We start from the raw sequence: 24,576 nt of genomic DNA on the forward strand, positions 1-24,576 counted from the left end.
ATTGCCTTGCTGTACCGTTTTTATAATCTGCTCTAATTGACTAATCCGCAATGCTGGCGCGACTGACAGGCGATTTGTGTCTGGAGAGGCGCATGGATAGTGCGCAGTCTGTTTTGGATTGTACGATATTAAGAAGCTGGGACCCACGTAAAAACTTGCTTGCACTACAGGGCTATACGGTTCTGATAAGCGTTTTGCGCTAGACTGGCGAAAATTCAATGGAGATTTGCATGACTGTTACAGTAGAAGATATTAAAACCGCTTTGTCCCTGGTGATAGACCCGAATACCAATAAAGACCTGGTGTCCTCCCGGTCCGCAAAAAATATACAACTGCTTGGTACAGATGTCACGCTGGATGTTGAACTGGCGTATCCGGCTAAAAGTCAGATGGATCTGATTCGTCACATAGTGACTGATGCTGTCCGTGCCGTTGCAGGTGTCGGCAATGTCAGCGTCAATGTGTATGTCAAAATTGTTGCGCATGCAGTGCAGCGCGGCGTTAAATTGATGCCGAATGTAAAGAACATCATTGCGGTTGCGTCTGGCAAAGGCGGCGTCGGCAAGTCAACGACCGCAGTCAACCTGGCGCTGGCGCTGGCCGCTGAAGGCGCTGCTGTCGGTATTCTCGATGCCGATATCTATGGCCCGTCGCAGCCGATGATGATGGGCATCTCGGGTCGTCCAGAGACGATTGATGGCAAAACCATGGAACCTCTGGAAAACCATGGTCTGCAAGTGTCGAGTATTGGTTTCATGATTGATCCTGATGAGCCTATGGTCTGGCGCGGTCCTATCGTGACACAGGCTTTGCAGCAGTTGCTGGAGCAGACCAACTGGCGTGACCTCGATTATCTGATCGTTGATATGCCACCAGGTACAGGTGATGTGCAATTGACCTTGTCGCAAAAAGTGCCGGTCACGGGCGCTGTTATTGTAACCACGCCACAAGACATTGCTTTGCTTGATGCGCGCAAGGGTTTAAAAATGTTTGAAAAAGTCGGTATCCCTATTCTCGGTATTGTGGAGAATATGAGTACGCATATCTGCTCCAATTGCGGTCATGCAGAGTCAATCTTCGGCGAAGGCGGCGGTCAAAAGATGTGTGCTGAATACGGGGTTGATTTCCTCGGCGGCCTGCCATTAACGATGGCAATCCGTGAACAGGCAGATTCTGGCAAGCCAACGGTGGTTGCTGATCCGGATGGCAAGATTGCGCTGATTTATAAAGAGATCGCCCGCAAACTGGCGATCAAAGTTGCGGAAAAAGCGAAAGATATGACCAGCAAATTCCCGACCATTACCGTGCAAAATACTTGAAGCCTTGAACTCTCGAACCTTAGTGCAGACCCTGATGAATACGGACGATTGCTGAGATGAATGGTCTGGCTGATATTGACTACATGCAAATGGCGCTGGAGCTTGCCTCCCGCGCCACCATTGCTACGTCGCCCAATCCCAAAGTAGGCTGTGTCATTGTCAAAGACGGGCAGCTTGTCGGTCAAGGCTGGACTCAGCCCGTTGGGCAGGCACATGCTGAAGTACAGGCATTGCGCGATGCGGCAGCGCGGGGACTGGATGTGCGCGGTGCGACTGCGTATGTAACGCTGGAACCTTGCAGCCATTTTGGACGTACGCCGCCTTGTGCGAACGCCTTGATTGACGCGGGTATTGCCAGGGTCGTAGCTGCGGTGCAGGATGCCAATCCGCAAGTCGCAGGACGTGGATTGCGTATGCTCCATGAGGCGGGGATTCAGGTTGACTCCGGTTTGCTGGGGCAGCAGGCAAGGGAAATGAATATCGGGTTTTTTAAGCGAATGGAAACCGGTAAGCCCTGGGTGCGAATGAAGGTCGCTGCTAGTCTAGATGGCAGGACGGCTTTACCGAATGGCGAAAGTAAATGGATTACAGCCAGTGATGCGCGCGACGACGGCCATCTGTGGCGCGCCCGTGCCGATGCAATTTTGACCGGCATAGGTACTGTGCTGGCGGATGATCCGCAGATGACTGTGCGTGCTGTTACGACACCGCGACAGCCACTGAAGATCGTGCTTGATTCGCAATTGCGCATATCACCAGACGCTGCATTGCTAAAGGATGGCAGTACCGTTCTGGTCAGTGCGAAAGAGGCGGATTCGGGTTTTTTGAGCAGGCGACAGGCGCTTGTCGAAAAGGGTGCAGAAATTCTGCATTTGCCAGGCTCCGGTGCTCACGTGGATTTGTCCGCCTTGCTTCTGGAGTTGGGGCGCAGACAGATCAATGAGTTACATGTCGAAGCCGGTGCCACGCTCAATGGCGCTTTAATTGCTCAGAGCTGCGTAGATGAATTGCTCATCTATTTTGCACCGAAAATACTTGGTGATGGCGCGGGTCTTTTTCAACTTCCTGAACTCAAAAAAATCGCCGAGGCGAGGCAAGTGAGATTGCATGAGGTCACGCAAATTGGCGATACTCTCAGGATATTGGCGCGATTCTGAATCTGCTTTGTGTCAAACTTCTCCAGAGCAGGTCGAGCTTATGATGCGGCGGTTGGACGCGATGTCCATTGTTTAAAACTTTGCTTGCTGATGATGTTGAACTTGGTAAAAATAACTGAAATTTTCGCATTCAGGGTGGCATCAACGGGCATCCAGCGACCTTGTTCATCTGTACCGAAATTGACTGAATACGTCATGCTCTTTGTCATCGGAATACCATCCAGGTCGTAATCGACCTTGACCGGTTTTCCGCTGGTTTCCTCAATCAGGACCTTGGCTTTAAACGATAATTTATTCTGCTTTCCTTTAACCAGGAAAACGATGCAGGTTCTGTTGTCGACCATGATTTTTTCTGTACGTTCAACCTCGCCATTGAATAAAGCGTAGTCAGGATGTTCTGCGATATTTAGCGGGAACTTCACATTTGCAAGACCGCTTTTTTGTGCTTCTGTCAGCCATATCACGTCCCATACGGGTTGTCCGTCTTTCCAACCGCTTAGCCTGATTTTTTTGTGTGTTACTTCCTGGCTCTGATTGTCGCTATCCAATACTTCTGTATCGGTGACAACCTCGCCAGCCACATAGGGTTGATTCGCTTGTGTAATGCTTAAGGCGCGACTCCACAAAGGGTCAGCACTGCCAGCCGCAAAACTCAGAGGCGAAGAGAGGAGAATGAGCGAAACGAGAAGGCGTCGTAACATAGAAATAAGCTCACAAGTATGCGGACGAAGAAGAAGGCGTGACCGCAAAATAAAAAAAGGATCATCAAGCAAAACTCGATGATCCTTCTAAATTGGTCGGAGTACAAGGATTCGAACCTTGGACCCCCTGGTCCCAAACCAGGTGCGCTACCGGACTGCGCCACACTCCGAAACTTACATTAATTCGCTGCTAGTCAATTTTCATTGTTGAGGCGAATTTAAAACTTAATTCATTGAAACTGTTATTGATTACTACAGTTTAAATTGAAAAAAGACCGTAGGATAATAAACCTGACGGTCTTTAAAATCTGGTCGGAGTACAAGGATTCGAACCTTGGACCCCCTGGTCCCAAACCAGGTGCGCTACCGGACTGCGCCACACTCCGAAGACCAAGATAGTATCGCGCTGCAGGCCGGATGTCAACACCTTTGTCACACTTGCGCTCTGTGGTTTCGTCGCGCTAACCAGCGCGCAGGCAAGAGAATGTCCCCGGGATCATAGGGATTGTGCGCTGTCAAATTGCCTATATTCGCCGTTAATCGGGTCTGTGAAGGCGATAGATTTTGCTAGCAATTGTAATGGCGCAGAAAAATCATCGCCTTTACATGGCAGGGCGACCGGATAAAATGTATCGTTCACGATCGGTGCTCCCAGGCTTGCTAAGTGCACGCGTAATTGATGCCGTTTTCCTGTCAGCGGTTTTAATTCATATAAATCGTTGACCCCTCGGCGTTCAATGATGGCGATGCGGGTTTGGGAATTGGTTTCCCCTTCGACTTCTCGCATGACGAAGAATTGCTCTGCGTCTTCCATCCGGCTCCGGTGAGTCAGTGGAAAAATTTGATCTGGCAAGTGCGGCGCTAAAGCATGATAAGTTTTATGAACACGCCTTTGCTGAAATAGCGCTTGATACGCTCCTCGTGTTGCAGGGGTTGGTGAGAACAAAATCACGCCGGCGGTTTCGCGATCTAATCGGTGTATCGGCGTCAGATGTTGATTGCCGGTTTGCCTTTTTAAGCGCACCAGTAAAGTCTCTTGTAAAAAACGACCACCCGGCGTAACTGGCAAAAAATGAGGTTTATCGACAACGAGCACATGCTCATCATGATACAAAATGACCTCAGAAAAAGGGATAGGTGTTTCATCCTCGATTTCGCGATAGTAGAAAATGCACATACCGCGTTTTACCGGACTATCCGCTTGCAAGACGGAGCCGTGCTGATCGACGACTTCCCGTCTCTCTATTCGGGATAACCATTGCCGAGTGCTGACATCGGGAAATTGGTGAGTCAGAAACTCCATTAAATCTGACCATTGACCTTCGGGTAGCCAGAGGTAACTCGGCATGACGCCATGGCGTATTCGGAGCGGTAAAGTAGAGGGGGTGTGAGGATTTTTTTGCATCGATGGTACTTGTGCTTTGACCTGAATTTATTTGGTAATGGTAACACTTTCAATATGGCCGATGATTTGCTGTTTTAGTCAGAAAGCAGTTGTACTTGTTCAGGCTTGTTCAGACGTATTGACACTTATTCGCACTTCCGATTTGCATGTAGACAGCTCCCGGCGGGTCAGAATTTTCGCATTAGCTTTATTGACGCAGGTGAAGGCGGTAAAATGCGGGTTTTAACTTTTACCGTTTTGCCATGAGTTTGATGAATATGGCAAACATTTCACTTAATGAGCAGCCCCGTGTCAATTATTCCAAATACCTCCGCGCCCGTCCGCACCCGTTTTGCACCTAGCCCGACTGGCTATCTTCATGTAGGCGGTGCGCGCACAGCCTTGTTTAGCTGGGCTTTTGCCCGTCATTTTGGTGGTGTTTTTGTCTTGCGCATTGAGGATACGGATCTGGAACGATCGACGCCCGAGGCTGTGCAGGCAATTTTGGATGGCATGAACTGGTTGGGTTTGCAGCACGACGAAGGTCCGTTTTATCAAATGCGAAGAATGGATCGCTATCGCGAAGTGCTTGCGAAAATGTTGGCAGAGGGGACGGCTTATCATTGTTACTCGTCACCGGAAGAAGTCGAGGCTATGCGTGAGCGTCAACGTGCCAGTGGTGAGAAGCCGCGCTATGACGGCACCTGGCGTCCAGAGTCTGGCAAGACTTTGCCGGAGATCCCTGCAGATCGTAAGCCCGTTATTCGTTTCAAAAATCCTCTGGATGGCGAGGTAAGCTGGCTGGACGTCGTTAAGGGGCAAATCACTATTGGTAACCGCGAGCTTGACGATCTGGTCATCGCAAGACCTGATGGCACGCCGACGTATAATTTTTGTGTGGCGGTCGATGATTGGGATATGCAAATTACTCATGTGATTCGTGGTGATGATCATGTGAATAATACGCCACGTCAGATCAATATTCTGAACGCTTTGGGTGCGAGTCTGCCGCATTATGGCCACGTCCCGATGATTCTTGGTACGGACGGACAAAAGCTCTCAAAGCGCCGTGATGCCGTCAGCGTGATGGATTATCTGGATAAAGGTTATCTGCCGGAAGCGATATTGAATTATCTCGCGCGTCTTGGCTGGAGTCACGGCGACGATGAGATTTTTTCGATGGAGCAAATGTGTAGTTGGTTTGATCTGAACCACTTATCGAGTTCACCAGCACAATTCAATCCTGAGAAGCTGGCCTGGATTAATAATCACTACATCAAAGCCGCAGACAATACGCGTCTTGCAGATTTGGTTCGTGCACAAATGGAAAAAGATGGTGCTCAGTTTGAACATGCGCCTGAGCTGCCGGCGGTGATCGCTTTAATGAAAGAGCGGACCAATACGACGAATGAATTGGCAGAGGCGTCGATGCTGTTTTACCGCCAGCCCAATGCCGATGCCGCATTGCGTCAACAGCATATTACTGACGCAGTGTTGCCAGCACTCGCGCATTACGCTAGTGCGTGTAAAACGGTGGAATGGAATAAGGCAGCGTTGTCTGCAATGATGAAGGAAACTTTGGCTCAGTATTCCTTAAAGATGCCGCAACTCGCCATGCCTTTGCGTCTTCTGCTTACCGGGCAGTTGCAAACGCCTTCCATTGATGCCGTCGTAGAATTATTTGGACGCGATGTTGTACTTCAGCGCTTAAGTTCTGTCGCGTAGTAAAATTTAGAGAAGGAAATGAAAGGGGCTTTACATAGTATGGCCTTGCCCCTATAATCTCGTTTCTGTTCTGGGGGTGTAGCTCAGTTGGTAGAGCGCTTGCATGGCATGCAAGAGGTCAGCGGTTCGATTCCGCTCACCTCCACCAGCAATCGATTTTGAAGTAAGTTGGTTAGTGTGAAAAAATGCACTTGCCAAAATCAAGAAAAGTAGTATATGATCTTGGTCTTGCTTGATTGCGAAACAGTGAATTAAGTGAGAAGAAGTACAGGTCAGTAACAAGGACAGATCATTGTCCCCATCGTCTAGAGGCCTAGGACATCACCCTTTCACGGTGAGTACAGGGGTTCGAATCCCCTTGGGGACGCCAGCTTGAATTAACGAAACATCTATAGATGTTCGTTGATATAAAAATAAAATAAGCCGCTTAAAGCGGCTTATTTTATTTCCTCCGCTTTAATTCCCTCTCAAAATTTGCGTCTCTTTTTGCATTTCTTATCTGGCTTCGGATTATTTGATGCCTATCCAATGTCATCGTGCGAACGCTACTCAGCATTACTTCAATTTTAAATAAATTCTATTTGTATTACTCATCGCAACAAAGTTGTAAGTGCGAGGACAGGCCTGTTCAATTAGACGTCTGTATTTTCACTATTTTCTGAACAGATCTCACTAATACATGGCCTGAGGCTCAATAAAAACCAGCTCCAACTTACTTGATCCAGATGCATACCGATTCAAGCTGACCTCAAATGGATTTCGTGAAAGTGATCCTTTGGTTGATTTTCTTGAATCCGATGATCAAAAGTTCCCGTAGAAGATTGTGCGATCTCGCATTTACTTGATAAGGAAACGATCATGCGCAAATTCAATTACGCTTTTATCTTCGCGGCAGCACTGGCGGCAACTGCACTGAGCAATGCTGCTGATGTGATGGTAGGTGGCCAGAGTATGCTGGCAAGCAAGGACATCGTCGACAATGCGGTGAATTCTGCCGATCACACAACATTAGTTGCTGCAGTCAAAGCCGCAGGTCTGGTTGATACATTGAAGAGTAAAGGTCCGTTCACAGTGTTCGCACCGACGAATGCTGCATTTGCAAAGCTGCCAGCCGGGACGGTAGAAACTTTGGTGAAGCCGGAAAATAAGGCAACGCTGACTAAAATCCTGACCTACCATGTTGTACCAGGCAAGCATGATTTTATGAGTATTGCCGCTCAGATTAAAAAGCAAGGCGGCGTCGCAGAAATGGATACCGCAAGCGGTGGTAAATTGAAATTCATGATGAATGGTTCACATAATATTGCTGTCAAAGACGAGAGCGGCAATGTAGCTAACATCAGCACCTACGATGTATATCAGTCTAATGGTGTGATCAATGTTATTGATACCGTATTGATGCCGAAGTAATGTACTTTAGCTTGTAAGACCTCGTCGTTCAACAAAAAACACCGGATGATTTGTCCGGTGTTTTTACGTAGGCCCTCTATGCATTAAGGTATATTGTCATCGCTTTTTCACTGCAAATGTGCAAAATTATTTAACTCTTTGCTTTTCCAGCTTGCGTGCCAACGTGCGTCGATGCATGCCTAATCGTCTGGCTGTCTCGGAGATATTAAAATCAGTCTCTGCCAGAACCTCATGAATTCTTTCCCATTCCAGGTTTTTGATCGACGTAGAACGATTCGTCAGTTCCACTTCAGCTGCACCAGCAACATGGCCAAAGGCTGCTTCGATATCGTCAGTATTTGATGGCTTGGACAGATATTGACAAGCGCCTAGTTTGACAGCCTCAACAGCAGTCGCAATACTGGCAAATCCTGTGAGTACTACAATCAACATTGCAGGATTATGATTGTGTAATAGCTGAACGCAAGCCAGACCGGATGAATGGCCGTTAAGTTTGAGATCTACTACTGCATATGCCGGCATATGCTTTTTTAATAATTGTTCAGCATCCTCAAAACTGGTGGCATGCAGCACCATATACTGGCGTCGCTCAAACGAACGTGTCAGAGTTTTTGCGAATGCGGTATCGTCTTCAATAATGAGCAGTTGACGATTATCAGACATAAATTCTTCCAGTTTTTTTAAAGCATGATCGCTGAGAGCGGCAAGGTAAGTTCGACAACGGCACCTCCCTCGGTACGATTGTGTGCACGCATACTGCCACCTAATTTTCGTGCCACATTCGTCACAAAAAACAATCCTAATCCACTACCGGGTTGTGCTTTCGTTGATTGATAAGGCTCCCCGATTCTAGGTAGTATCGAAGACGAAAATCCATGGCCTGAATCGGTGACGATGAAGACCAGCATCTCGTGTTGCCGCTTAATTTCGAATCGTAGCCAATCTGGCGATGCTTCTAATGCGTTATCAAGCACGTTATAGAGCATTTGTTTTAACGCGGTATCAAAAACGATGGCGATATCGCTGCCAATATTGTTGAGAAATTCAAAACCGACAGGATGCCGGGTAGTCGTGAATTCCTGCACCAGTTCATTTAAAAAGGCCGTCATCGTGGTTTTGATCGCAGACTCTCCGCGTGCTTCGCCGGCAGAGAGCAAGATGCCGCTCACAATACTTTTACAGCGCTGCAACTGAGTTTGCATTTCGCTGATTTCTTCGATTAATTCCGTGTTTTTACTTAATTCAGGCATTCGTTTCCAGTCGCCGAGAATGACTGACAGAGTCGCGAGTGGCGTACCTAATTCATGAGCTGCGCCGGATGCTAATAACCCCATGCGGACAATATGGTTTTCTTCCGCCGATTGCTGACGCAGATCAGCGAGTTGAATATCCCGAGCCTGAAGATTGCGTGAAATGCGTTGAATAAAAAATACTAAAAGTGCGGCATTCAACACAAAACAAATAATCATGCCTGCGATATAGAGTTTTGACAGCCCGCCATTTTCTGCGATCGGGAGAGGCAGGGGAATAGAAAAAACAGAAAGGCCTGCCAGGCACGCGCTGGAGATCATCGCAATGATCCAGCTCGACCATGCTTCCAGCAAGACGGCACTTAATATGACTTGTAAGAGATATAGCAGGCAAAAAGGATTGGTCGTTCCACCGCTCAGATACAGTTGTGCGGTCAGACTGGCAACATCGACCAGCAACGCAAACAATAACTCACCGTTACTCACAATCGAGCGCTCATGCCAACGCAGATGACTGGCGATATTGAAAGCAATTAAGCAAATCAACACGAACAGCATTTTTAAAACCGGCAAATGGATATTGAATTCGACACTGACAATAAAAATAGTCGATAGTTGCCCCAATACTGCCATCCAGCGTAACTGGATGAGTTGCAGCATATTCTTATGACCCGCGGAGTTTTCGTACTCTTTGGCAATAGCTTGTTGAGTCTCCTTGACTCTTGGTTTTTCAGACAAGCCGATGTAATTGATCATGCAGATGATGCTCCACAGAGATTGGTTGTCGCCCGGCGGCATTCAGTGATTTTACTAGTTCAGCACTGAATCACCACGATTACTTTTCCTGCGGAGCAGGATGAAACAAGCGAAACAAGTCATTAGTGCCAGCAGATACCAGACGATTGCATAGACCAGATGGTTATTATTAAATTGAACGACAGTCAAACCACCCGCCGGAGTTGAACCCTGTACTGTATTAGCCGATGTTTTTGCCTGCGGCGTCCCATCCATGTCGATGAAATAAGGAGCAACATGGCCTATCGCAAACGAAGTCGCCATTGCTGCGACATCGCGGGAATACCAGCGATGTTCTGCCGGTTGATTTGCCTGTAAAAAAGTACCGCCCGGTTCGCTGATTCTCAGTAGTCCTGTGAGTACGATTTTATTTGCCGAGGAACTCTGGTCGCTTGCTGCCTTGACGGATGGCGAAGAACTTTCTACAGATGCCTGTTGCAAGATCGCAGCATTTTTTTCCGATACAAAACCACGATTGATAAGAACGATACATTCTTTACTGATCTCGAACGGTGTGATGACCCAATAGCCGCGACCGAGTTCTGTGGAGGCGAGTACCAGAATGTCGTGTGTTGTGTTTGAACTGATAAAGTTGCCGCTGACACGGACGTGCCGGTACTCGTCGGATTGTGCGGTGATCGTTGATGCAGTATTGCAGATAGGGGCATCTTGTGCAGGTGCATGCACGCGCTGTTCTACTCTCTGTATCAGGTCCAGTTTCCACTGCAAGCGGTATATCTGCCAAGTTCCTAGTGCTATAAATCCAAGTGTTATTACGACGAGGGTACATAAAGCCAAGCACTTTAAAGTGCCAGATGAAGACGACGGATTTTTCTTTACGATAAATCCGTCGCCTGTCATGACCGAAGGCGGCTCGATAACACTCATGGCATAGAGCGCATCGTCTTCATATCGTCAGCTGGCTGCTTAGGAATAACTGGTGGAGCTACTGGACTGACCACAGACTCTGGTTTAGTTTCTTGCATGGTGTCATGCATCATGCCGGGCATCATATTGTGATTTAAGTGGTACATCACCCAGAGCGAGCCACTCATCATAATGAACACCAGCATGCCTGTGAACAATAGCGCTAGCATAGACCATCCACCTTCGGACTTGGTATTCATATGCAGGAAATACACCATATGCACTACGATCTGTACTGCCGCAAATCCCAACAGAATAAATCCGGTCGTACTTGATTTATCAAAGACTTTGCCCATCACTAACCAGAATGGGATTGCCGTCAAAATCACTGCCAGAATAAATCCTGTGGCATAGGTTTTCAGGCTACCATGATCGGCATGCATATGACCGTGCTCATGGTGATCGTCATGATGACCGCCGTGTTGATCATTGTGGCCGTGCGCATGCGCCATGTGTTCTTGGTTTGCGCTCATGGCAAGACTCCCATCAAATAGACAAAGGTAAATACGCCAATCCACACCACATCAAGAAAGTGCCAGAACATTGACAGGCACATCAGTCTTCTACCGTTTTCGGGTGTAAGACCATGACGGCCAATCTGGAACATCAGTGTAATCAGCCAGATAATACCGAAAGTCACGTGCAAGCCATGTGTGCCGACTAAGGCAAAAAACGAAGTCAGAAAACCGCTGCGCTGAGGGCCTGCACCTTCATGTATCAGGTGCACAAACTCGTATAATTCAAAGCCAATAAAGCAGGCACCCAGCAAGCCGGTAATGGCGAGCCAGATCAAGGTAGCGGGAACACGCTTACGCTGCATTTCCAGCATGGCAAAGCCATAAGTGATCGATGATAACAACAGCAAGGACGTGTTAACCGCAACTAGCGGCAGGTCAAATAGTTCTGCGCCTGTAGGGCCACCTGCATAGTTACGACCGAGTACGGCATAGGTCGCAAACAGGCAGGCGAAGATAAGACAGTCGCTCATCAGGTAGAGCCAGAAGCCGAGCAAAGTGCCGTTTTCAGGATGATGCTCTTTGACATAAAAGTCACTGCTGGCATGCATGCCAGTATGTGAAGTTGCGCTGGTGTTCAAACTGGTAGTCAAGTTCGTATCCTCGTTTGGAAGAGTTAGAGTATTAGACATAGCTCGCACCTTGGCCAACACCTAACAGGCGGGTACGTTCGCCTTCTGTCGCAACGACATCAGCAGCAGGGATGTAGTAGTCACGTTTGTAATTGAAAGTGTGAATAATAATCGCCACCATCATTACGGCAAAGCCAAGGCCTGCCAGCAACCACATTTGCCAGATCAGGGCAAAACCACATACCGCACTCAACAGGGCGATGATGAAGCCAGCACCAGTATTCTTCGGCATGTGTATCGCCACAAAACCATCTTGTGGGCGAGCGTACTGGTTGCTCTTCATATCCGCCCAGGCATCGTTGTCATAGACTTTAGGTGTGAACGCAAAGTTATATGCTGGCGGCGGTGAAGATGTTGACCATTCCAGCGTGCGACCACCCCAAGGGTCACCAGTAAAGTCACGCAGAGAGCCACGACGCTTAAAGCTGACGTACAACTGAATGATGAAAGAGGCGATACCTAAGGCAATCAGGAAAGCACCGAATGCAGCGATCTGGAACCAGATTTGCAAAGAGGGATCTTCAAAATGGCTCAGGCGTCGTGTCACACCCATCAGGCCGAGTACATATAAGGGCATGAAAGCGAAGTAGAAACCGATCGTCCAGAACCAGAAGCAGCATTTGCCCCAGAAATCATCGAGTTTGTAACCAAACGCTTTTGGAAACCAGTAGTTAATTCCGGCGAACATACCGAACAAGACACCACCGATAATCACATTATGGAAGTGAGCGATCAGGAACAAACTGTTATGCAGAACGAAGTCTGCTGGCGGCACCGCTAACAACACGCCAGTCATGCCACCGATAACAAACGTGATCATAAAGCCGATGGTCCACAACATCGGTAATTCAAAACGGATACGGCCACGGTACATTGTGAACAACCAGTTAAATATTTTCGCTCCGGTCGGGATAGAAATAATCATGGTTGTAATGCCAAAGAATGAATTAACACTCGCACCAGAACCCATGGTGAAGAAATGATGCAGCCATACCAGGTAAGACAAAATCGTGATCACCACTGTCGCATAGACCATAGAGGTGTAGCCGAATAAACGCTTGCTGCAGAAGGTCGATACGATTTCAGAGAAAACACCGAATGCAGGCAAAACCAGAATATACACTTCAGGATGACCCCAAATCCAGATCAGGTTCACATACATCATGGCGTTGCCACCCATGTCGTTGGTGAAGAAGTTGGTGCCGACCATCCGATCCAGTGACAACATACCCAATACCGCGGTCAGCACAGGGAAGGCAGCAACGATGAGTACGTTGGTGCACAGTGCCGTCCATGTGAACACAGGCATTTTCATCATCGTCATGCCGGGTGCGCGCATTTTTACAATGGTCGCTATCAGGTTAATCCCTGAGAGTAAGGTGCCAACGCCAGCAATCTGTAGTGACCAGATATAATAATCAACGCCGACATCCGGGCTTGCCAGAATCCCGGACAGCGGCGGATAAGCCAACCAGCCGGTACGGGCAAACTCACCCACGAACAGCGACGCCATCACCAGGCCTCCACCGAATGCTGTCATCCAAAAACTAAAATTATTCAGAAAAGGGAAAGCCACATCGCGCGCACCGATCTGTAGTGGAACCACATAGTTCATCAAGCCAGTGACCAGAGGCATGGCGACGAAAAAAATCATGATGACACCATGTGCTGTAAAAATCTGGTCATAGTGATGGGGCGGCAAAAAGCCTGCAGAGTCACCAAATGCCAAGGCTTGTTGCAGCCGCATCATGATGGCGTCGGCAAAACCGCGCAACAGCATCACCAGTGCAAAAATCACATACATAATGCCGATTCTTTTGTGATCGATACTCGTGAACCAATCGCGCCATAGCATGCCCCACAAGCGGAAATAGGTAAGTGCGCCAAGAACAGCGGCACCGCCCAGACCGACCGCAATGAATGTCGCCAGCAGTATGGGTTCATGAAAAGGGATGGCATCCCAGGTGAGACGGCCGAAAATCAACTTTGTCAGATCGATGTGGTCTTGCATCTTTATTTTCCGGTGGTAAGAGGGGATGCGGAGCAGATGTCAGCATCTGTATTCAACGCGAGGCGCGACGCACTGTCTTGTCTTACGCGCTCAGCAAACATGTTGGTAAAACTGGTTTTGATGCCCGATGCGGCATACGCTTTTGCGTTTGCGCTGGCATTACTCATCATCATTTTGTCCATGCAGACCTCGCCGTCTGCAACACAGCGGTTCAGGATGGCGTGATATAAATCCGCGTCAACGGCGGCATAGCGGCGTATCGGGTCGCGCTGACTGGGCTTTTCCAGTTGCAGATAGTCGTTGCGAGCCAGTGTATTTCCTTGCGCCTTGTTTTTTTGTACCCAGAGATCAAAATCCTGTGCGCTTAAACCATGAAATTTGAACCGCATATCCGAAAATCCTGCACCACTGTAATTGGCGGAAAAACCGTCAAACTCACCTGCTTTATTGATCACGGCATTCAGCGAGGTTTCCATGCCTGGCATGGCGTAGATCTGACCCGCCAAGGCAGGAATAAAAAAGGAGTTCATGACCGTGGATGCGGTGATTTTGAAATGCACCGGAACATCAACAGGCGCTGCCAGTTCATTCACTGTCGCGATACCGAGGTCGGGGTAGATGAATAACCATTTCCAGTCCAAAGCGACCACTTCCACATTCAGCGTTTTGGTACCCGCAGGGATGGGCTTGTTTTCACTGATGCGTGACAATTTGCGGTAAGGGTCTAATGTATGAGTGCTAATCCAGGTGATCAGTCCCAGCGCAATAATGATCAGCAGAGGAGCACCCCAAATCACGAGTTCCAGTTGGGTAGAGTGATCCCAGTCTGGTTCATACGTGGCAGCAGTGTTATTTTTTCTATATCGCCATGCAAATAAAAATGTCAAAATGATCACGGGAACAATGATCAGTAACATCAGCATGGTAGATACCCAGATAAGATGGCTTTGCTGAGCCGCGATATCGCCGGAAGGATTCATTACAACGGTGTTGCAGCCTGCGAGCAAGACCGTTGGTAATAAAACCAACATGAACCGAATTATTAGTGAAGTCATTTTTGAGCTATATCAATACTAAAAAAATTTATGCTACTGTACTTGTAGTGACGGACATTGACGATTGGACGTTTTGTCCTACCCTAACCATACAGACATGAGTAACCACAGAGTTACCGGCAAACACGACAGAGACGACTATGACGACGACCAGCAGCAGCGAAAAACATTCAGACTTCACTATAGATTCTTCTGCTAAGAACACCAGAAATGCCAAAGCCGATCACGGGTCAATTGCACCCGGAGAGATTGCCATCGGCGTTGTAATAGGACGTGCATCGGAATACTTTGATTTTTTCGTGTACGCCATTGCATCGGTGCTGGTTTTTCCAGAGGTGTTTTTCCCTTTTGAGCAAAGACTCGAGGGCACGCTATACGCTTTTGTTATTTTTTCATTCGCGTTCCTGGCGCGTCCTTTTGGGACGATTGCTTTTATGGAGATACAGCGCCGCCTTGGGCGTGAAGCGAAGTTGACGATCGCCTTATTTTTGTTAGGCATTTCTACTGCGGGTATCGCATTTTTGCCGACATTTAGCCACCTTGGCGTGACGTCGATTGTTTTGTTATCTGCGCTGAGAATAGGGCAGGGGCTTGCTTTGGGCGGTTCATGGGATGGCTTGCCGTCCTTGCTTGCCTTGAATGCACCTCAGAACAAACGTGGCTGGTATGCGATGCTAGGGCAACTGGGTGCGCCCGTTGGTTTTATGATCGCGGCGGGATTGTTTGCCTATCTTCTGGCGAATCTGTCGGCCGCCGATTTTCTCGATTGGGGATGGCGTTATCCTTTCTATGTCGCATTTGCCATCAACGTGGTAGCGCTGTTTGCCAGATTGAGACTGGTTTCCACCAATGAATACACGCATTTGCTGGATGAAAAAGAGCTGGAGCCAACCAATATCGTAGAAATGGCGGGTTCTCAAGGACGTAATTTGTTGATCGGCGCGCTGGCTGCCCTGGCAAGTTATGCCTTATTTCATCTGGTGACCGTATTTCCACTTTCCTGGATTACCTTGTATTCACAACGTGACCTGAGCCATTTTTTAATCATACAAATGATTGGCGCCGCATTGATGGCAGGTGGCGTGATTGTCTCCGGCCTGATTGCGGATCGTATCGGACGTCGTAAATTATTGGGCTCACTCGCGTTGATGATTGCGGTGTTGAGCGGATTTGTGCCGACGCTGTTGGGTGGCAGCGAGCTGGGGCAAAATATCTTTATATTGCTGGGATTTAGTGTGCTGGGCTTGTCTTATGGCCAGGCAGCGGGAGCCGTAACCGCTAATTTTTTACCTAAATATCGCTACACCGGCGCTGCGTTAACTTCGGATATCTCCTGGCTGGTCGGCGCGGGATTTGCGCCTTTAGTGGCGCTGGGCTTGTCGTCGCATTTTGGTCTGGAGTACGTCAGCTTGTACTTGTTGTCTGGTGCCGCATGTTCCATGGCAGCCCTGAGTTTGAACCGCGCGCTTGAGATAAAAAATTGATGGTTCCATGGAATCGCTGACTTCTGCCTTTTCTCAGTGGCCAAGTGTCCCTGTGGTGAGCGGTTTTAGTTTTTGCATCATTCCTGTAAATATCTGATCATTGATTAATTCGACAACTGAATCCGCAGCACTGATGCGCCTTCTGGAGTGAAATGCCTCTGGGAGCCGCATCTAGCGTGCGGATTCAATCCAGGGAATTTCTAAAAATTTCATCTCTGGCATATCGCCTCGTTTTATCGCAAATCTTGAAGGCCGCAATGCCGACTACCGGTGTATGACGGCATCGGATTCAGTCATCTGGCGAGACGCTGTTATGTCTGGGTCAAAGCGTGAGCGAAGTTACGCATCCTCAAAGAATAAAATATTTTCATATGGAAATAATTGCCACATGGAAATTAAAAAGTTACACTATCTGCCTTTGCTTTTGGCGAGTGGTGTCGGAGCAAATCCCCATTTTTTAATTTCCGGTGTAATGATGACAAAATTTCTGATCGCATCTCTCGTCTTAATTTCTGCTTCTTCTGCGTTTGCTTCTGAAAGTGCGCCTGTTCTCGAGAAGCAATCCTGTGAGAAACCAGCCTATCCAAAAGCATCTTTGATGAATGAAGAATCTGGTACGGTTGTGTTCTCAGTCCTGGTCGGTCCTGATGGTGCCGTAATGGACTCTAAAGTTGATAAATCCAGTGGCTCCAAAACTCTGGATAAGGCAGCCTTGAAAACTTATACCGCATGCAAATTCAAGCCAGCGACAAAAGACGGCAAACCTCAGCAAGCCTGGACAAAAATTGAATACGTATGGAGCCTGACCTGATCATCAATCTGGCCGCTCATTTGTACTTCGCTGTCAAAACTATCCGCTACTGATTTCCCCCGCTCAATCAAGACAATACAATGCAGCACTTGATTGGTTCTGGCTAAAGCAGATCAACGCATAAGCATGCGTGAAAATGTTCTGCTTTAACCGGGAGTGTCGCGAACCCTGGCCGCTGATATATTTGCTAAACTAAAGAACTCACCACTTCTGGTTTTTGCAAATCATCCGATCTATGAAAATTCAATCTGCTTTATCTGCCAGCACTGCACGCACATTGCCAGGTGTACTGGTGACTTCTATTGCCGGTCTGGTTTTATGTGCGGCTAACCCCGTTTTTGCAGTGGACAAACCTGCGATATCAGCTGTCTCGGCAGCATCATCTGTAGCCGCATCAACTGGTCATAACGACGCGGGCGGTATCGATTGGCGCAAAGATAATGATGTGGATGCCGCATTTGCACAGGCAAAGGCATCGAAGAAACCTATGTTTTTATATTGGGGCGCCGTCTGGTGTCCGCCTTGCAACCAAGTCAAGGCAACCATTTTTAATCGTCAGGATTTTATTGATCGCTCACGTCATTTCATCCCGGTCTATCTGGATGGTGATACACCAAGCGCGCAAAAACTGGCTGCCCGCTTTAAAGTACGCGGGTATCCGACCATGATCTTGTTCAAGCCGGACGGTTCTGAAATCACGCGTTTACCTGGTGAGGTTGATGCTGAGCGATATTTGCAAGTATTGGTATCGGCAATGAACAGTAGTTTGTCAGTGCAAGACAGTCTGAAGCTTGCTTTAGCCGGAAGTAAAAAAGTCAACGCAGAGGACTGGAGTTTGTTAGCAGATTATTCCTGGGACGATCCTGAGCAAAAGCTGGTCAATAACAAAGAGGTTGCAAGCACTTTGTTCCGTCTGGCTGAACTTTGTCCTGCCGGCCCCAATGCGACTCGCTTGTATTTAAAAGCCTTGTCGGTGAGTGCAACGACACCGCCGGGCCAGAACGGTATTGATAAGACCGTGGCGGTAGAGAAGGTGATTAAGGCATTGGGGGACAGCCATCTCGCCAGAGATAATATGGACATCGTCACAGGCAGTCCCGCTGAATTACTCGATTATCTCAGCGCACCTAAAACCGATACCCGAGGCAAGTTGATCGTGGCGTTGAATGCTGCTTTGCTTAAACTCGCCGATGACACAACCTTGTCAAAAACGGATCGTTTGGGTGCCGTCAATGGTTTAGCGACGCTGGCTAAATTAGATAACGCCAAACCTGAATCTAGTTTTCTGAAAGATATTCAAAAGCGTGTAACGCAGATTGAGCAGGCGACGACAGATGCGTATGAGCGTCAATCGGTCGTGAATGCTGCCGCACATGCGTACGGCTCTGCGGGAATGCTGGATGAGTCTGATAATCTGCTGAGGGCAGAATTAAAGCGCTCACATTCTCCGTATTACTTCATGTCCAGCTTAGCCTCGAATGCCAAGAAGCGCGGTGATAAAGCTGCCGCCGTGAACTGGTATGAGCAAGCCTATAACGCTGCCAAAGGCCCTGCAACGCGTTTGCAGTGGGGTTCCAGTTATGTCAGTGGCTTGACAGAATTGGCGCCATCGGAAGATGCACGCATAGAAAAAGCAGTGCAGAGCGTACTGGCAGAAATTGGCACTACCGAAAACGCATTTTATGAGCGTAACCGCGCCTATCTGGATCGCATGGGAAAGAAGCTATTAGAATGGAATAAGGACGGTAAACATCAAGCCTCTTTCCAAAAAATTCGCACACAACTCGACGGTATTTGTGCAAAATTGCCGGCAAATGATCCGCAACGGGCAGCATGCCAGGCTGTTTTGAGTAACGCTAAGTCTTGAGACTCCAGATAAAAAACACCTCACACGCTGAAAAGCATGTGAGGTGTTTTTTATCTTCAGGCAAGTGCTGACTGCACCACTTAGCGTTGTTCATACTCTAGTGCTGTTCAGACCCGGGCATGTTGTGGTTTTTGATGTGCATAACTGAAATAAGATTCAATGCTTAAACTAATTCTGGAATTGGTTAACTGATAGCAGATGCAACAACGACACCTTTCGCCGGATGGCCTGCAAGGAACATCTTCAGTTCACCCGGGTGGAAGGCGGACCATGCTTCATCGGATGTGAGTGGTTTGGTCGCAATCACGGCGATTTTATCGTCAGGTTTATTAAATTGACTAAAATCGATGCTCTTGTCGCAATCGATCAATGCTGCGGTAGAGAATGGATACTCACGCACGACATAATGTAAGTTAGTAGAGCAGTGTGCAAAAAGAGCGTCGCCGTTGGACAGCATAAAGTTGAATACACCGTGCGATGCGATTTCCCGCGTGATATCGGTGATTGCATCGAACAAGACACCTGACTCTGGAATGGCCTGTGCGCTGGCATCTGGAAAGCGCGTGCGCAGGCCTTCCATCAGATAGCAGAACGCCAATTCACTATCGGTTTCGCCAACGGGATGGTAGAGGCCTTGCAATTCAGGATGGAAATTTTTCAGATCACCATTGTGAGCGAAGATCCAGTATCGTCCCCAGAGCTCACGCATGAAGGGATGATTATTTTCCAGAATGATTGTGCCCTGAGTTGCTTTTCGTATATGAGCAATAACGTTGCAGGATTTGATGGGATTGCGTTTGATCATCTCGGCCAGAGGCGAGGTGATAGACGACAGGTGATCAGTGAATAAGCGGCAACCAGAGCCGTGATAAAAAGCGATACCCCAGCCATCCTTATGCTCATCCGTCAGACCGCCACGCGCCGAAAATCCCTCAAACGAGAAAGTGATCTCTGCGGGGTTATTGCAATTCATTCCAAGTAACTGACACATCGCCTGCTATCCTGACACTAAAAACAAGGTACTACGCCTAAAATACTCTTGCTGTGGAGTAAGGTGTAAATTATTTACACTTAATTGCAAATATTTTTCATTTATTCGGCTTTGAAGTTCTGTGCGAAGGTGAATTCGTCGGTTCTAGCCGTATATTTGAGGCCTTTTCGCAACGCCCAGGTTGCGTACTGGTGATGTAGTGGAATCACTGCATAGTCCCTCATTGCCAGGCCCATGGCCTTTTTTGCGAAGTCACGGCGCTTGCTGTCCTCAACAGACCCCAGCGAGTTGCGAATGAGATCATCTACAGCGGTATTGCTATATTTCCCCCAATTCCAGCTTCCCCAGCCAGTTTCTGGATTCACTGTCCCGGTAATCGTCCGCAGTGCAAAATCGCCTGCCAGAGTACCCCAGCCGAGTAACGACATGCTGAGCTCACTTTTGGCGGCTCTTGGCAGATATACGGTCATTGGTAAGGTTTCAATTTTGGTTTGAATACCGATTTTGCTCAGGAATTGAGCGACAGTCTGTACCACTTGCTCATCGTTGATGTAGCGATTGTTCGGGCCATGCAGTGTCAGGGCGAAACCGTTTGGGTAGCCAGCTTCTGCGAGTAATTTTTTTGCGCCTTCCGGATCGTAGGTGTCGATCTTTAAGCTGTCGTCGTAGCCAAGGATGCCCGGTGCCACGATATTCGATGCGGGTACGGCAAGGCCTTCTAAGATGCGATCGCTTAAGGCCCGACGATTGATTGCTTTGGAAATCGCTTTACGCACGCGGATATCATGAAAGGGATTATTCGGCAGAGGTTTGCCAGCCTTATCCGTTATGTAAGGTGATGCGTGCGCCTGTTGGTCCAGATGCCAGAAAATCGTCCGCCAGGAAATCTTTTGTTCTAACTTGATTTTAGTGTTTGTCTTTAGCTTTGGGAGGTCTGCAGGAGGCACGCCGTCTATGGCGTCTACATCCCCCGCCAGCAAGGCGGCAACGCGTGGCGCGCCGCTGGTCAGTATGCGAAAAGTTACTTTGTCCCAAGTGGATTTTTCACCCCAATACTGATCATTACGAATCAGCTCAATACTCTCGCCACGCTTGGCTTTGACGAATTTAAACGGGCCGGTGCCGATCATCGCTTTGCCGCTATTGAAATCATCAGTGCTCGCTGTTTGTGTAATTTTTTTTGAGACGATAAAAATCGAATTTACATCCAACGGCAGCGGACCATAAGGCGTTGCTGTTTTTAAACGGATGGTATAGGCATCGACGGCTTGCTTACCGACGATTTGTCTGGTGTAGCTGGTGAAAGGGCCGGGGCTAGTGAGCAGCGTTGCAGGTCGATCCAGTGAAAAAATGACGTCAGCGGACGTTAGCTCCGATCCGTCGTGAAATTTTACGCCATGACGTAATTTGAATTCCCAGGTTAATGGATCGATCGCCTTCCACGATGTCGCTAATCCAGGCACGAGATTGCCATTGGCGTCGACATTGACTAATGCATCGAATACATGAAAGGCAAAAGAATTATTTGGCCCGCTATTAACGTAGTGCGGATCAAATGAAGTTACATCAGCCGATAAGCCTATACGCAAATCAGCGGCCTCGCTATGGTTTGTCCAGATTGCGCCAAATAGCATTGCGCTGGCGGTGCTTAATGCGATCAATGTAGTGCGTGCGAATAAACGCATGGTATTACTCCGAATCTTAAAAATACCTGAACGTATCTTTGGGTCATGCTGCGTTCAAAAAAGCGATAGTAGGTCTTGCTCAGCATAAAGTAAAAGAATCAATGCGTCTGCTTATATGCTGTAAGGGTATAAGGGATGGGCGAGTTGGTACGAAAAACTGGAGCGGCATTCCTTATTCATCCTCTTTGAATTATGTTAATCTGACAATCTTGTCGATTATGTTCAATCGGCTTCGGTTTCATTTTATGTGGAGACGTTATGCCTGTATTTGTTCAATCTGGACTCCAGCGAATTTTTCAAGGTATTCGCCAGGGCCAAACTTCAATGACTGCTATGTCGATACTGCTGGCATCAGGACTGATGATGAGTGCCTGCGCTGCAAAACCTCCGGAGAAAATTGCGATGGCTGATCAGGAACCACAAGTGATCTCGCTTGCTTATCATCAGTCAGTGACTTCTGCAGACGGGGTGCTAAAACTCGAAGTGACAGATGTCAGCGATAGTCGTTGCCCTGTTAATACACGCTGCGTTTGGGCAGGGCAAGCAACAGTGAGTGTAAAAGTCAGTATGAACGGTAAAGCCGAAGAAAAACTGGTGATTGGGACATTCGCACCGCCCGCGATGAATTTGCCAGGTGATGCTAGCTACGGCGCTTATCGTTTTTCTTTAGTCAGCGTAAGTCCGGCTAAGGCAAGTCCTGACGCCATCGCACCAGAGGCTTACACATTTGGAATCAAGATAGTCAAATCCGGTAGTTAGCATTATCAAATGAATGGACGAAAAAAAGCTGCCGGCCTGATTAACAGGTACGGCAGCTTTTTTATTCCGCTATTCCGGCAAATAAAACGAGTATTAGTTACGGACTACGCGTTTGTATTCGTTGGTACGTGTATCGATTTCGATTACATCGTCCTGGCTCACAAACAGTGGCACTTGAACTGTGTGGCAATGCGCTTCGATTGCATTTTCAATCTTTGCTTCTTTCAATACGTTGCCTGATGTGTTGCCTTTAACTGCTGGCTCAGAGTAAATGACCTGACGTGCGATCGTCGTTGGCAATTCAACAGAGATTGCTTTGCCATCATAGAAAATCGCTTCGCATTCCATGCCATCTTTCAGGTAGTGCAATGCATCGCCCAGATTTTCTTCTTCAATTTCGTACTGCTCGTAGTCAGCATCCATGAATACAAACAAAGGGTCTGCAAAGTAAGAATAAGTAACCGGTTTTTTGTCCAGTACAACGACGTCGAATTTGTCATCGCCGCGGAATACGTTTTCTTGCGGGCTGTTTGTCAGCAGATTCTTCATCTTCCACTTGTAGGTGAAGCCCGTGCGGCTGGAGCCATTGACGTCAGAACGCAAAACGATCATAGGCTTGCTGTCGACCATAATAATGTTGCCAACACGAATTTCTTTTGCAGGTTTCATAGTGAATATACGTAAAAAGGTGGTTGCATAAAAATCATCTGTCACCTACTGGCTACTTTGGGTAGTGAGCCTTGCAAGCCTACGTCTGATTGAATTAGATAAGTCGTTTTCAAATACGTCAAAAATTAACCGCACATTTTACCTCATTTTTATCGGCTATTTACTTAAGTGAGCGGGCAAACCTGAGTAAATTGCTACTTAAATCACCATTTTCGTGCAATCTCGCTTGCCAATTGATAGAGCGGTTCGTAATTTTTTGTATATCTGCCAGAAACGATGGCCAGATAGAGGACCAATCAACTAGATCTTCATGATTAAGGGCGCCGTTCCAGGCTAAGGAGAATGCGTCGGCGCTGGCAATGTCCGGTGAGTAACGCTGTAAAAATGCTTTTAACTTAACGTGATGCAGGTTTTCGTCTTGTGGATAAATATGCCAGATGAATGGCTTACCTGCCCACTGAGCGCGGACGAAAGAATCTTCTCCGCGTACAAAATTGAGATCGCATGCCCATAATAGTTTGTCGTAGTCTGGTTGAGGTACAAAAGGCAGCACGCGAACTGTCAATGCGCCCTTAGTTGACGAGATACCGGCAAGGGCTTCTTCGCCGAGAAACATTCTGACTGCCGATGAGGCGACGCCTTCTGGCACCAGGCAAGTGACAGGGATGTCGCTCTCTTCCCAAGCTTGGAATAATGCGGTTACAGCTGCTTGCGGATAGCAAAATAAAGAGACTTTGAATGCGGTCATTTCCGATGACGTAACGCCTAATTGCGCAAGAAAATTCTCGACTTCAACGGGATCGGATTGAAAGGCTTGGCGCTTTTGCTCCAGCTCGGCCTCAAGTAATAAGCCACCGGTTTTGCTGGTAAATCCGGGGAAGAAAAAATGCTTTGTCAGCGGCAGTCGGGGATGTGGCGATGGTAAGGTATGGCAACCTTCCACCCATTCCTCTGCAGTCAGGCCTTCGAGATTTAACCAGACCGGACGCGGCACGCACATCGCCATTGCCGTAATGTAGGCTGGCGGAATATCACAGGCAAAAAACTCAATCACAATGTCCGCAATTTCATCGGGAGTGAACTGTGCATCCTGATTACGCCAATGTTTAATAACGACATTCGCGAGCTGTTGTTCATCACAATGAATATTAACGTCAGGGCAAATTCGTTGAAAGCTGCGCAAATCGTCTACCCATAAGGTGACGGCGATCTGATGTTCTTGTTCCAGTTGCCTGGCCAGACGCCAGCAAATGCCGATGTCGCCATAGTTATCTACAACTTTGCAAAAAATTGCGAGCGATGTTGTCGGCGGGTTTTCTACATGCATAGTAAGTCGTTCAGATTGTACGATTTGCAATCAGCATTGCCATGAATGAATGTGATAAAGAGTGTGATAAAGAACATGAGAAGTAATGCATGCCTTACTGCA

At 47.9% G+C, this 24,576-nt stretch carries 21 protein-coding genes and 4 tRNA genes; 10 read left to right on the forward strand and 15 right to left on the reverse strand.

The genetic code is table 11. The annotated features are described in order from the left end of the window. The first annotated feature begins 230 nt into the window (after window positions 1–230). On the forward strand, window positions 231–1,319 hold the full coding sequence (gene apbC, locus ACO0K4_RS13715) for an iron-sulfur cluster carrier protein ApbC (RefSeq protein ID WP_422957190.1): 1,089 nt from the start codon (window positions 231–233) through the stop codon (window positions 1,317–1,319). A 56-nt stretch (window positions 1,320–1,375) separates the two neighbouring features. Beyond that, window positions 1,376–2,476 carry a bifunctional diaminohydroxyphosphoribosylaminopyrimidine deaminase/5-amino-6-(5-phosphoribosylamino)uracil reductase RibD gene (ribD, locus tag ACO0K4_RS13720; protein WP_422957191.1) on the forward strand — a complete coding sequence of 367 codons (1,101 nt, stop codon included), beginning with the start codon at window positions 1,376–1,378 and terminating at the stop codon, window positions 2,474–2,476. A gap of 38 nt (window positions 2,477–2,514) precedes the next feature. Here the strand turns inward: ribD and ACO0K4_RS13725 are convergent, their stop codons facing one another. The 4 genes from ACO0K4_RS13725 to ACO0K4_RS13740 form a co-directional block, all read right to left on the reverse strand. Next, a complete protein-coding gene (locus ACO0K4_RS13725; protein WP_422957192.1) occupies window positions 2,515–3,177 on the reverse strand; it encodes a hypothetical protein in 663 nt (220 codons plus the stop codon). A 93-nt stretch (window positions 3,178–3,270) separates the two neighbouring features. Next, window positions 3,271–3,347: transfer RNA gene (locus ACO0K4_RS13730), tRNA-Pro, on the reverse strand. Window positions 3,348–3,486: 139 nt separating this feature from the next. After that, a tRNA-Pro gene (locus ACO0K4_RS13735) sits at window positions 3,487–3,563 on the reverse strand. A 110-nt stretch (window positions 3,564–3,673) separates the two neighbouring features. Then, window positions 3,674–4,582 (reverse strand): pseudouridine synthase, encoded by a 909-nt coding sequence (locus ACO0K4_RS13740; protein WP_422957193.1) that lies wholly within the window; start codon window positions 4,580–4,582, stop codon window positions 3,674–3,676. A 294-nt stretch (window positions 4,583–4,876) separates the two neighbouring features. Here ACO0K4_RS13740 and gltX point away from each other — a divergent pair, with 294 nt between their 5' ends. From gltX to ACO0K4_RS13760, 4 genes are all read left to right on the forward strand, one after another. Then, window positions 4,877–6,286: a glutamate--tRNA ligase gene (gene gltX / locus ACO0K4_RS13745; RefSeq protein WP_422957237.1), complete on the forward strand. Its 1,410-nt coding sequence runs from the start codon at window positions 4,877–4,879 to the stop codon at window positions 6,284–6,286. Window positions 6,287–6,358: 72 nt separating this feature from the next. Continuing rightward, window positions 6,359–6,434, forward strand: a tRNA-Ala gene (locus tag ACO0K4_RS13750). 146 nt (window positions 6,435–6,580) lie between these two features. Then, a tRNA-Glu gene (locus ACO0K4_RS13755) sits at window positions 6,581–6,656 on the forward strand. A gap of 488 nt (window positions 6,657–7,144) precedes the next feature. Then, complete coding sequence (locus ACO0K4_RS13760; protein WP_422957194.1) at window positions 7,145–7,696, forward strand: fasciclin domain-containing protein; 552 nt, start codon at window positions 7,145–7,147, stop codon at window positions 7,694–7,696. A 126-nt stretch (window positions 7,697–7,822) separates the two neighbouring features. Here the strand turns inward: ACO0K4_RS13760 and ACO0K4_RS13765 are convergent, their stop codons facing one another. The 7 genes from ACO0K4_RS13765 to cyoA all read right to left on the reverse strand — a co-directional run bounded on the left by ACO0K4_RS13765 (window position 7,823) and on the right by cyoA (window position 14,881). After that, window positions 7,823–8,359: a response regulator transcription factor gene (locus tag ACO0K4_RS13765; protein ID WP_422957195.1), complete on the reverse strand. Its 537-nt coding sequence runs from the start codon at window positions 8,357–8,359 to the stop codon at window positions 7,823–7,825. Between the two features lie 17 nt (window positions 8,360–8,376). Then, a complete protein-coding gene (locus ACO0K4_RS13770) occupies window positions 8,377–9,702 on the reverse strand; it encodes an ATP-binding protein (RefSeq protein ID WP_422957196.1) in 1,326 nt (441 codons plus the stop codon). A gap of 54 nt (window positions 9,703–9,756) precedes the next feature. Further along, complete coding sequence (locus tag ACO0K4_RS13775; protein WP_422957197.1) at window positions 9,757–10,629, reverse strand: SURF1 family protein; 873 nt, start codon at window positions 10,627–10,629, stop codon at window positions 9,757–9,759. Beyond that, complete coding sequence (gene cyoD, locus ACO0K4_RS13780) at window positions 10,626–11,120, reverse strand: cytochrome o ubiquinol oxidase subunit IV (protein ID WP_422957238.1); 495 nt, start codon at window positions 11,118–11,120, stop codon at window positions 10,626–10,628. The genes ACO0K4_RS13775 and cyoD overlap by 4 nt, the downstream gene beginning before the upstream one ends. A 17-nt stretch (window positions 11,121–11,137) precedes the next feature. After that, the gene (gene cyoC, locus ACO0K4_RS13785; protein ID WP_422957239.1) at window positions 11,138–11,734 is read right to left on the reverse strand and encodes a cytochrome o ubiquinol oxidase subunit III; all 597 of its coding nucleotides are present in this window, start codon (window positions 11,732–11,734) and stop codon (window positions 11,138–11,140) included. A gap of 73 nt (window positions 11,735–11,807) precedes the next feature. Next, window positions 11,808–13,826 carry a cytochrome o ubiquinol oxidase subunit I gene (cyoB, locus tag ACO0K4_RS13790; protein ID WP_422957198.1) on the reverse strand — a complete coding sequence of 673 codons (2,019 nt, stop codon included), beginning with the start codon at window positions 13,824–13,826 and terminating at the stop codon, window positions 11,808–11,810. A gap of 2 nt (window positions 13,827–13,828) precedes the next feature. Next, window positions 13,829–14,881, reverse strand: coding sequence for a ubiquinol oxidase subunit II (cyoA, locus tag ACO0K4_RS13795; protein ID WP_422957199.1), 1,053 nt, complete (start codon window positions 14,879–14,881; stop codon window positions 13,829–13,831). A 140-nt stretch (window positions 14,882–15,021) separates the two neighbouring features. On the opposite strand from cyoA, the gene ACO0K4_RS13800 reads away from it, so the two are divergent. The 3 genes from ACO0K4_RS13800 (at window position 15,022) to ACO0K4_RS13810 (ending at window position 19,043) form a co-directional block, all read left to right on the forward strand. Next, complete coding sequence (locus tag ACO0K4_RS13800) at window positions 15,022–16,365, forward strand: MFS transporter (RefSeq protein ID WP_422957200.1); 1,344 nt, start codon at window positions 15,022–15,024, stop codon at window positions 16,363–16,365. Between the two features lie 475 nt (window positions 16,366–16,840). After that, window positions 16,841–17,176 (forward strand): energy transducer TonB, encoded by a 336-nt coding sequence (locus ACO0K4_RS13805; protein ID WP_422957240.1) that lies wholly within the window; start codon window positions 16,841–16,843, stop codon window positions 17,174–17,176. Between the two features lie 235 nt (window positions 17,177–17,411). Beyond that, window positions 17,412–19,043: a thioredoxin family protein gene (locus ACO0K4_RS13810; RefSeq protein ID WP_422957201.1), complete on the forward strand. Its 1,632-nt coding sequence runs from the start codon at window positions 17,412–17,414 to the stop codon at window positions 19,041–19,043. Between the two features lie 184 nt (window positions 19,044–19,227). On the opposite strand, the gene ACO0K4_RS13815 is transcribed toward ACO0K4_RS13810, so the two are convergent. After that, window positions 19,228–20,034, reverse strand: coding sequence for a class II glutamine amidotransferase (locus tag ACO0K4_RS13815; protein ID WP_422957202.1), 807 nt, complete (start codon window positions 20,032–20,034; stop codon window positions 19,228–19,230). A gap of 101 nt (window positions 20,035–20,135) precedes the next feature. Continuing rightward, the gene (locus ACO0K4_RS13820) at window positions 20,136–21,719 is read right to left on the reverse strand and encodes an ABC transporter substrate-binding protein (protein WP_422957203.1); all 1,584 of its coding nucleotides are present in this window, start codon (window positions 21,717–21,719) and stop codon (window positions 20,136–20,138) included. A 333-nt stretch (window positions 21,720–22,052) separates the two neighbouring features. Between ACO0K4_RS13820 and ACO0K4_RS13825 the strand changes: the two genes are divergently transcribed. Beyond that, on the forward strand, window positions 22,053–22,478 hold the full coding sequence (locus ACO0K4_RS13825) for a hypothetical protein (protein WP_422957204.1): 426 nt from the start codon (window positions 22,053–22,055) through the stop codon (window positions 22,476–22,478). A 93-nt stretch (window positions 22,479–22,571) separates the two neighbouring features. Here the strand turns inward: ACO0K4_RS13825 and ACO0K4_RS13830 are convergent, their stop codons facing one another. After that, the gene (locus ACO0K4_RS13830) at window positions 22,572–23,147 is read right to left on the reverse strand and encodes an elongation factor P (protein WP_262838891.1); all 576 of its coding nucleotides are present in this window, start codon (window positions 23,145–23,147) and stop codon (window positions 22,572–22,574) included. A gap of 160 nt (window positions 23,148–23,307) precedes the next feature. After that, on the reverse strand, window positions 23,308–24,474 hold the full coding sequence (gene earP / locus ACO0K4_RS13835; RefSeq protein WP_422957205.1) for an elongation factor P maturation arginine rhamnosyltransferase EarP: 1,167 nt from the start codon (window positions 24,472–24,474) through the stop codon (window positions 23,308–23,310). Window positions 24,475–24,576: the final 102 nt, after the last annotated feature.

This window comes from Undibacterium sp. RuTC16W (genome assembly GCF_049339445.1).
In the GTDB taxonomy this organism is placed as follows: domain Bacteria; phylum Pseudomonadota; class Gammaproteobacteria; order Burkholderiales; family Burkholderiaceae_D; genus Undibacterium.

Coding starts and splice junctions, on each gene's coding strand:
- apbC (WP_422957190.1), top strand. CDS start 231: ATGACTGTTACAGTAGAAGATATTAAAACCGCTTTGTCCCTGGTGATA.
- ribD (WP_422957191.1), top strand. CDS start 1,376: ATGAATGGTCTGGCTGATATTGACTACATGCAAATGGCGCTGGAGCTT.
- ACO0K4_RS13725 (WP_422957192.1), bottom strand. CDS start 3,177: ATGTTACGACGCCTTCTCGTTTCGCTCATTCTCCTCTCTTCGCCTCTG.
- ACO0K4_RS13740 (WP_422957193.1), bottom strand. CDS start 4,582: ATGCAAAAAAATCCTCACACCCCCTCTACTTTACCGCTCCGAATACGC.
- ACO0K4_RS13760 (WP_422957194.1), top strand. CDS start 7,145: ATGCGCAAATTCAATTACGCTTTTATCTTCGCGGCAGCACTGGCGGCA.
- ACO0K4_RS13765 (WP_422957195.1), bottom strand. CDS start 8,359: ATGTCTGATAATCGTCAACTGCTCATTATTGAAGACGATACCGCATTC.
- ACO0K4_RS13770 (WP_422957196.1), bottom strand. CDS start 9,702: ATGATCAATTACATCGGCTTGTCTGAAAAACCAAGAGTCAAGGAGACT.
- ACO0K4_RS13775 (WP_422957197.1), bottom strand. CDS start 10,629: ATGAGTGTTATCGAGCCGCCTTCGGTCATGACAGGCGACGGATTTATC.
- cyoD (WP_422957238.1), bottom strand. CDS start 11,120: ATGGCGCATGCGCACGGCCACAATGATCAACACGGCGGTCATCATGAC.
- cyoC (WP_422957239.1), bottom strand. CDS start 11,734: ATGCATGCCAGCAGTGACTTTTATGTCAAAGAGCATCATCCTGAAAAC.
- cyoB (WP_422957198.1), bottom strand. CDS start 13,826: ATGCAAGACCACATCGATCTGACAAAGTTGATTTTCGGCCGTCTCACC.
- cyoA (WP_422957199.1), bottom strand. CDS start 14,881: ATGACTTCACTAATAATTCGGTTCATGTTGGTTTTATTACCAACGGTC.
- ACO0K4_RS13800 (WP_422957200.1), top strand. CDS start 15,022: ATGACGACGACCAGCAGCAGCGAAAAACATTCAGACTTCACTATAGAT.
- ACO0K4_RS13805 (WP_422957240.1), top strand. CDS start 16,841: ATGACAAAATTTCTGATCGCATCTCTCGTCTTAATTTCTGCTTCTTCT.
- ACO0K4_RS13810 (WP_422957201.1), top strand. CDS start 17,412: ATGAAAATTCAATCTGCTTTATCTGCCAGCACTGCACGCACATTGCCA.
- ACO0K4_RS13815 (WP_422957202.1), bottom strand. CDS start 20,034: ATGTGTCAGTTACTTGGAATGAATTGCAATAACCCCGCAGAGATCACT.
- ACO0K4_RS13820 (WP_422957203.1), bottom strand. CDS start 21,719: ATGCGTTTATTCGCACGCACTACATTGATCGCATTAAGCACCGCCAGC.
- ACO0K4_RS13825 (WP_422957204.1), top strand. CDS start 22,053: ATGTCGATACTGCTGGCATCAGGACTGATGATGAGTGCCTGCGCTGCA.
- ACO0K4_RS13830 (WP_262838891.1), bottom strand. CDS start 23,147: ATGAAACCTGCAAAAGAAATTCGTGTTGGCAACATTATTATGGTCGAC.
- earP (WP_422957205.1), bottom strand. CDS start 24,474: ATGCATGTAGAAAACCCGCCGACAACATCGCTCGCAATTTTTTGCAAA.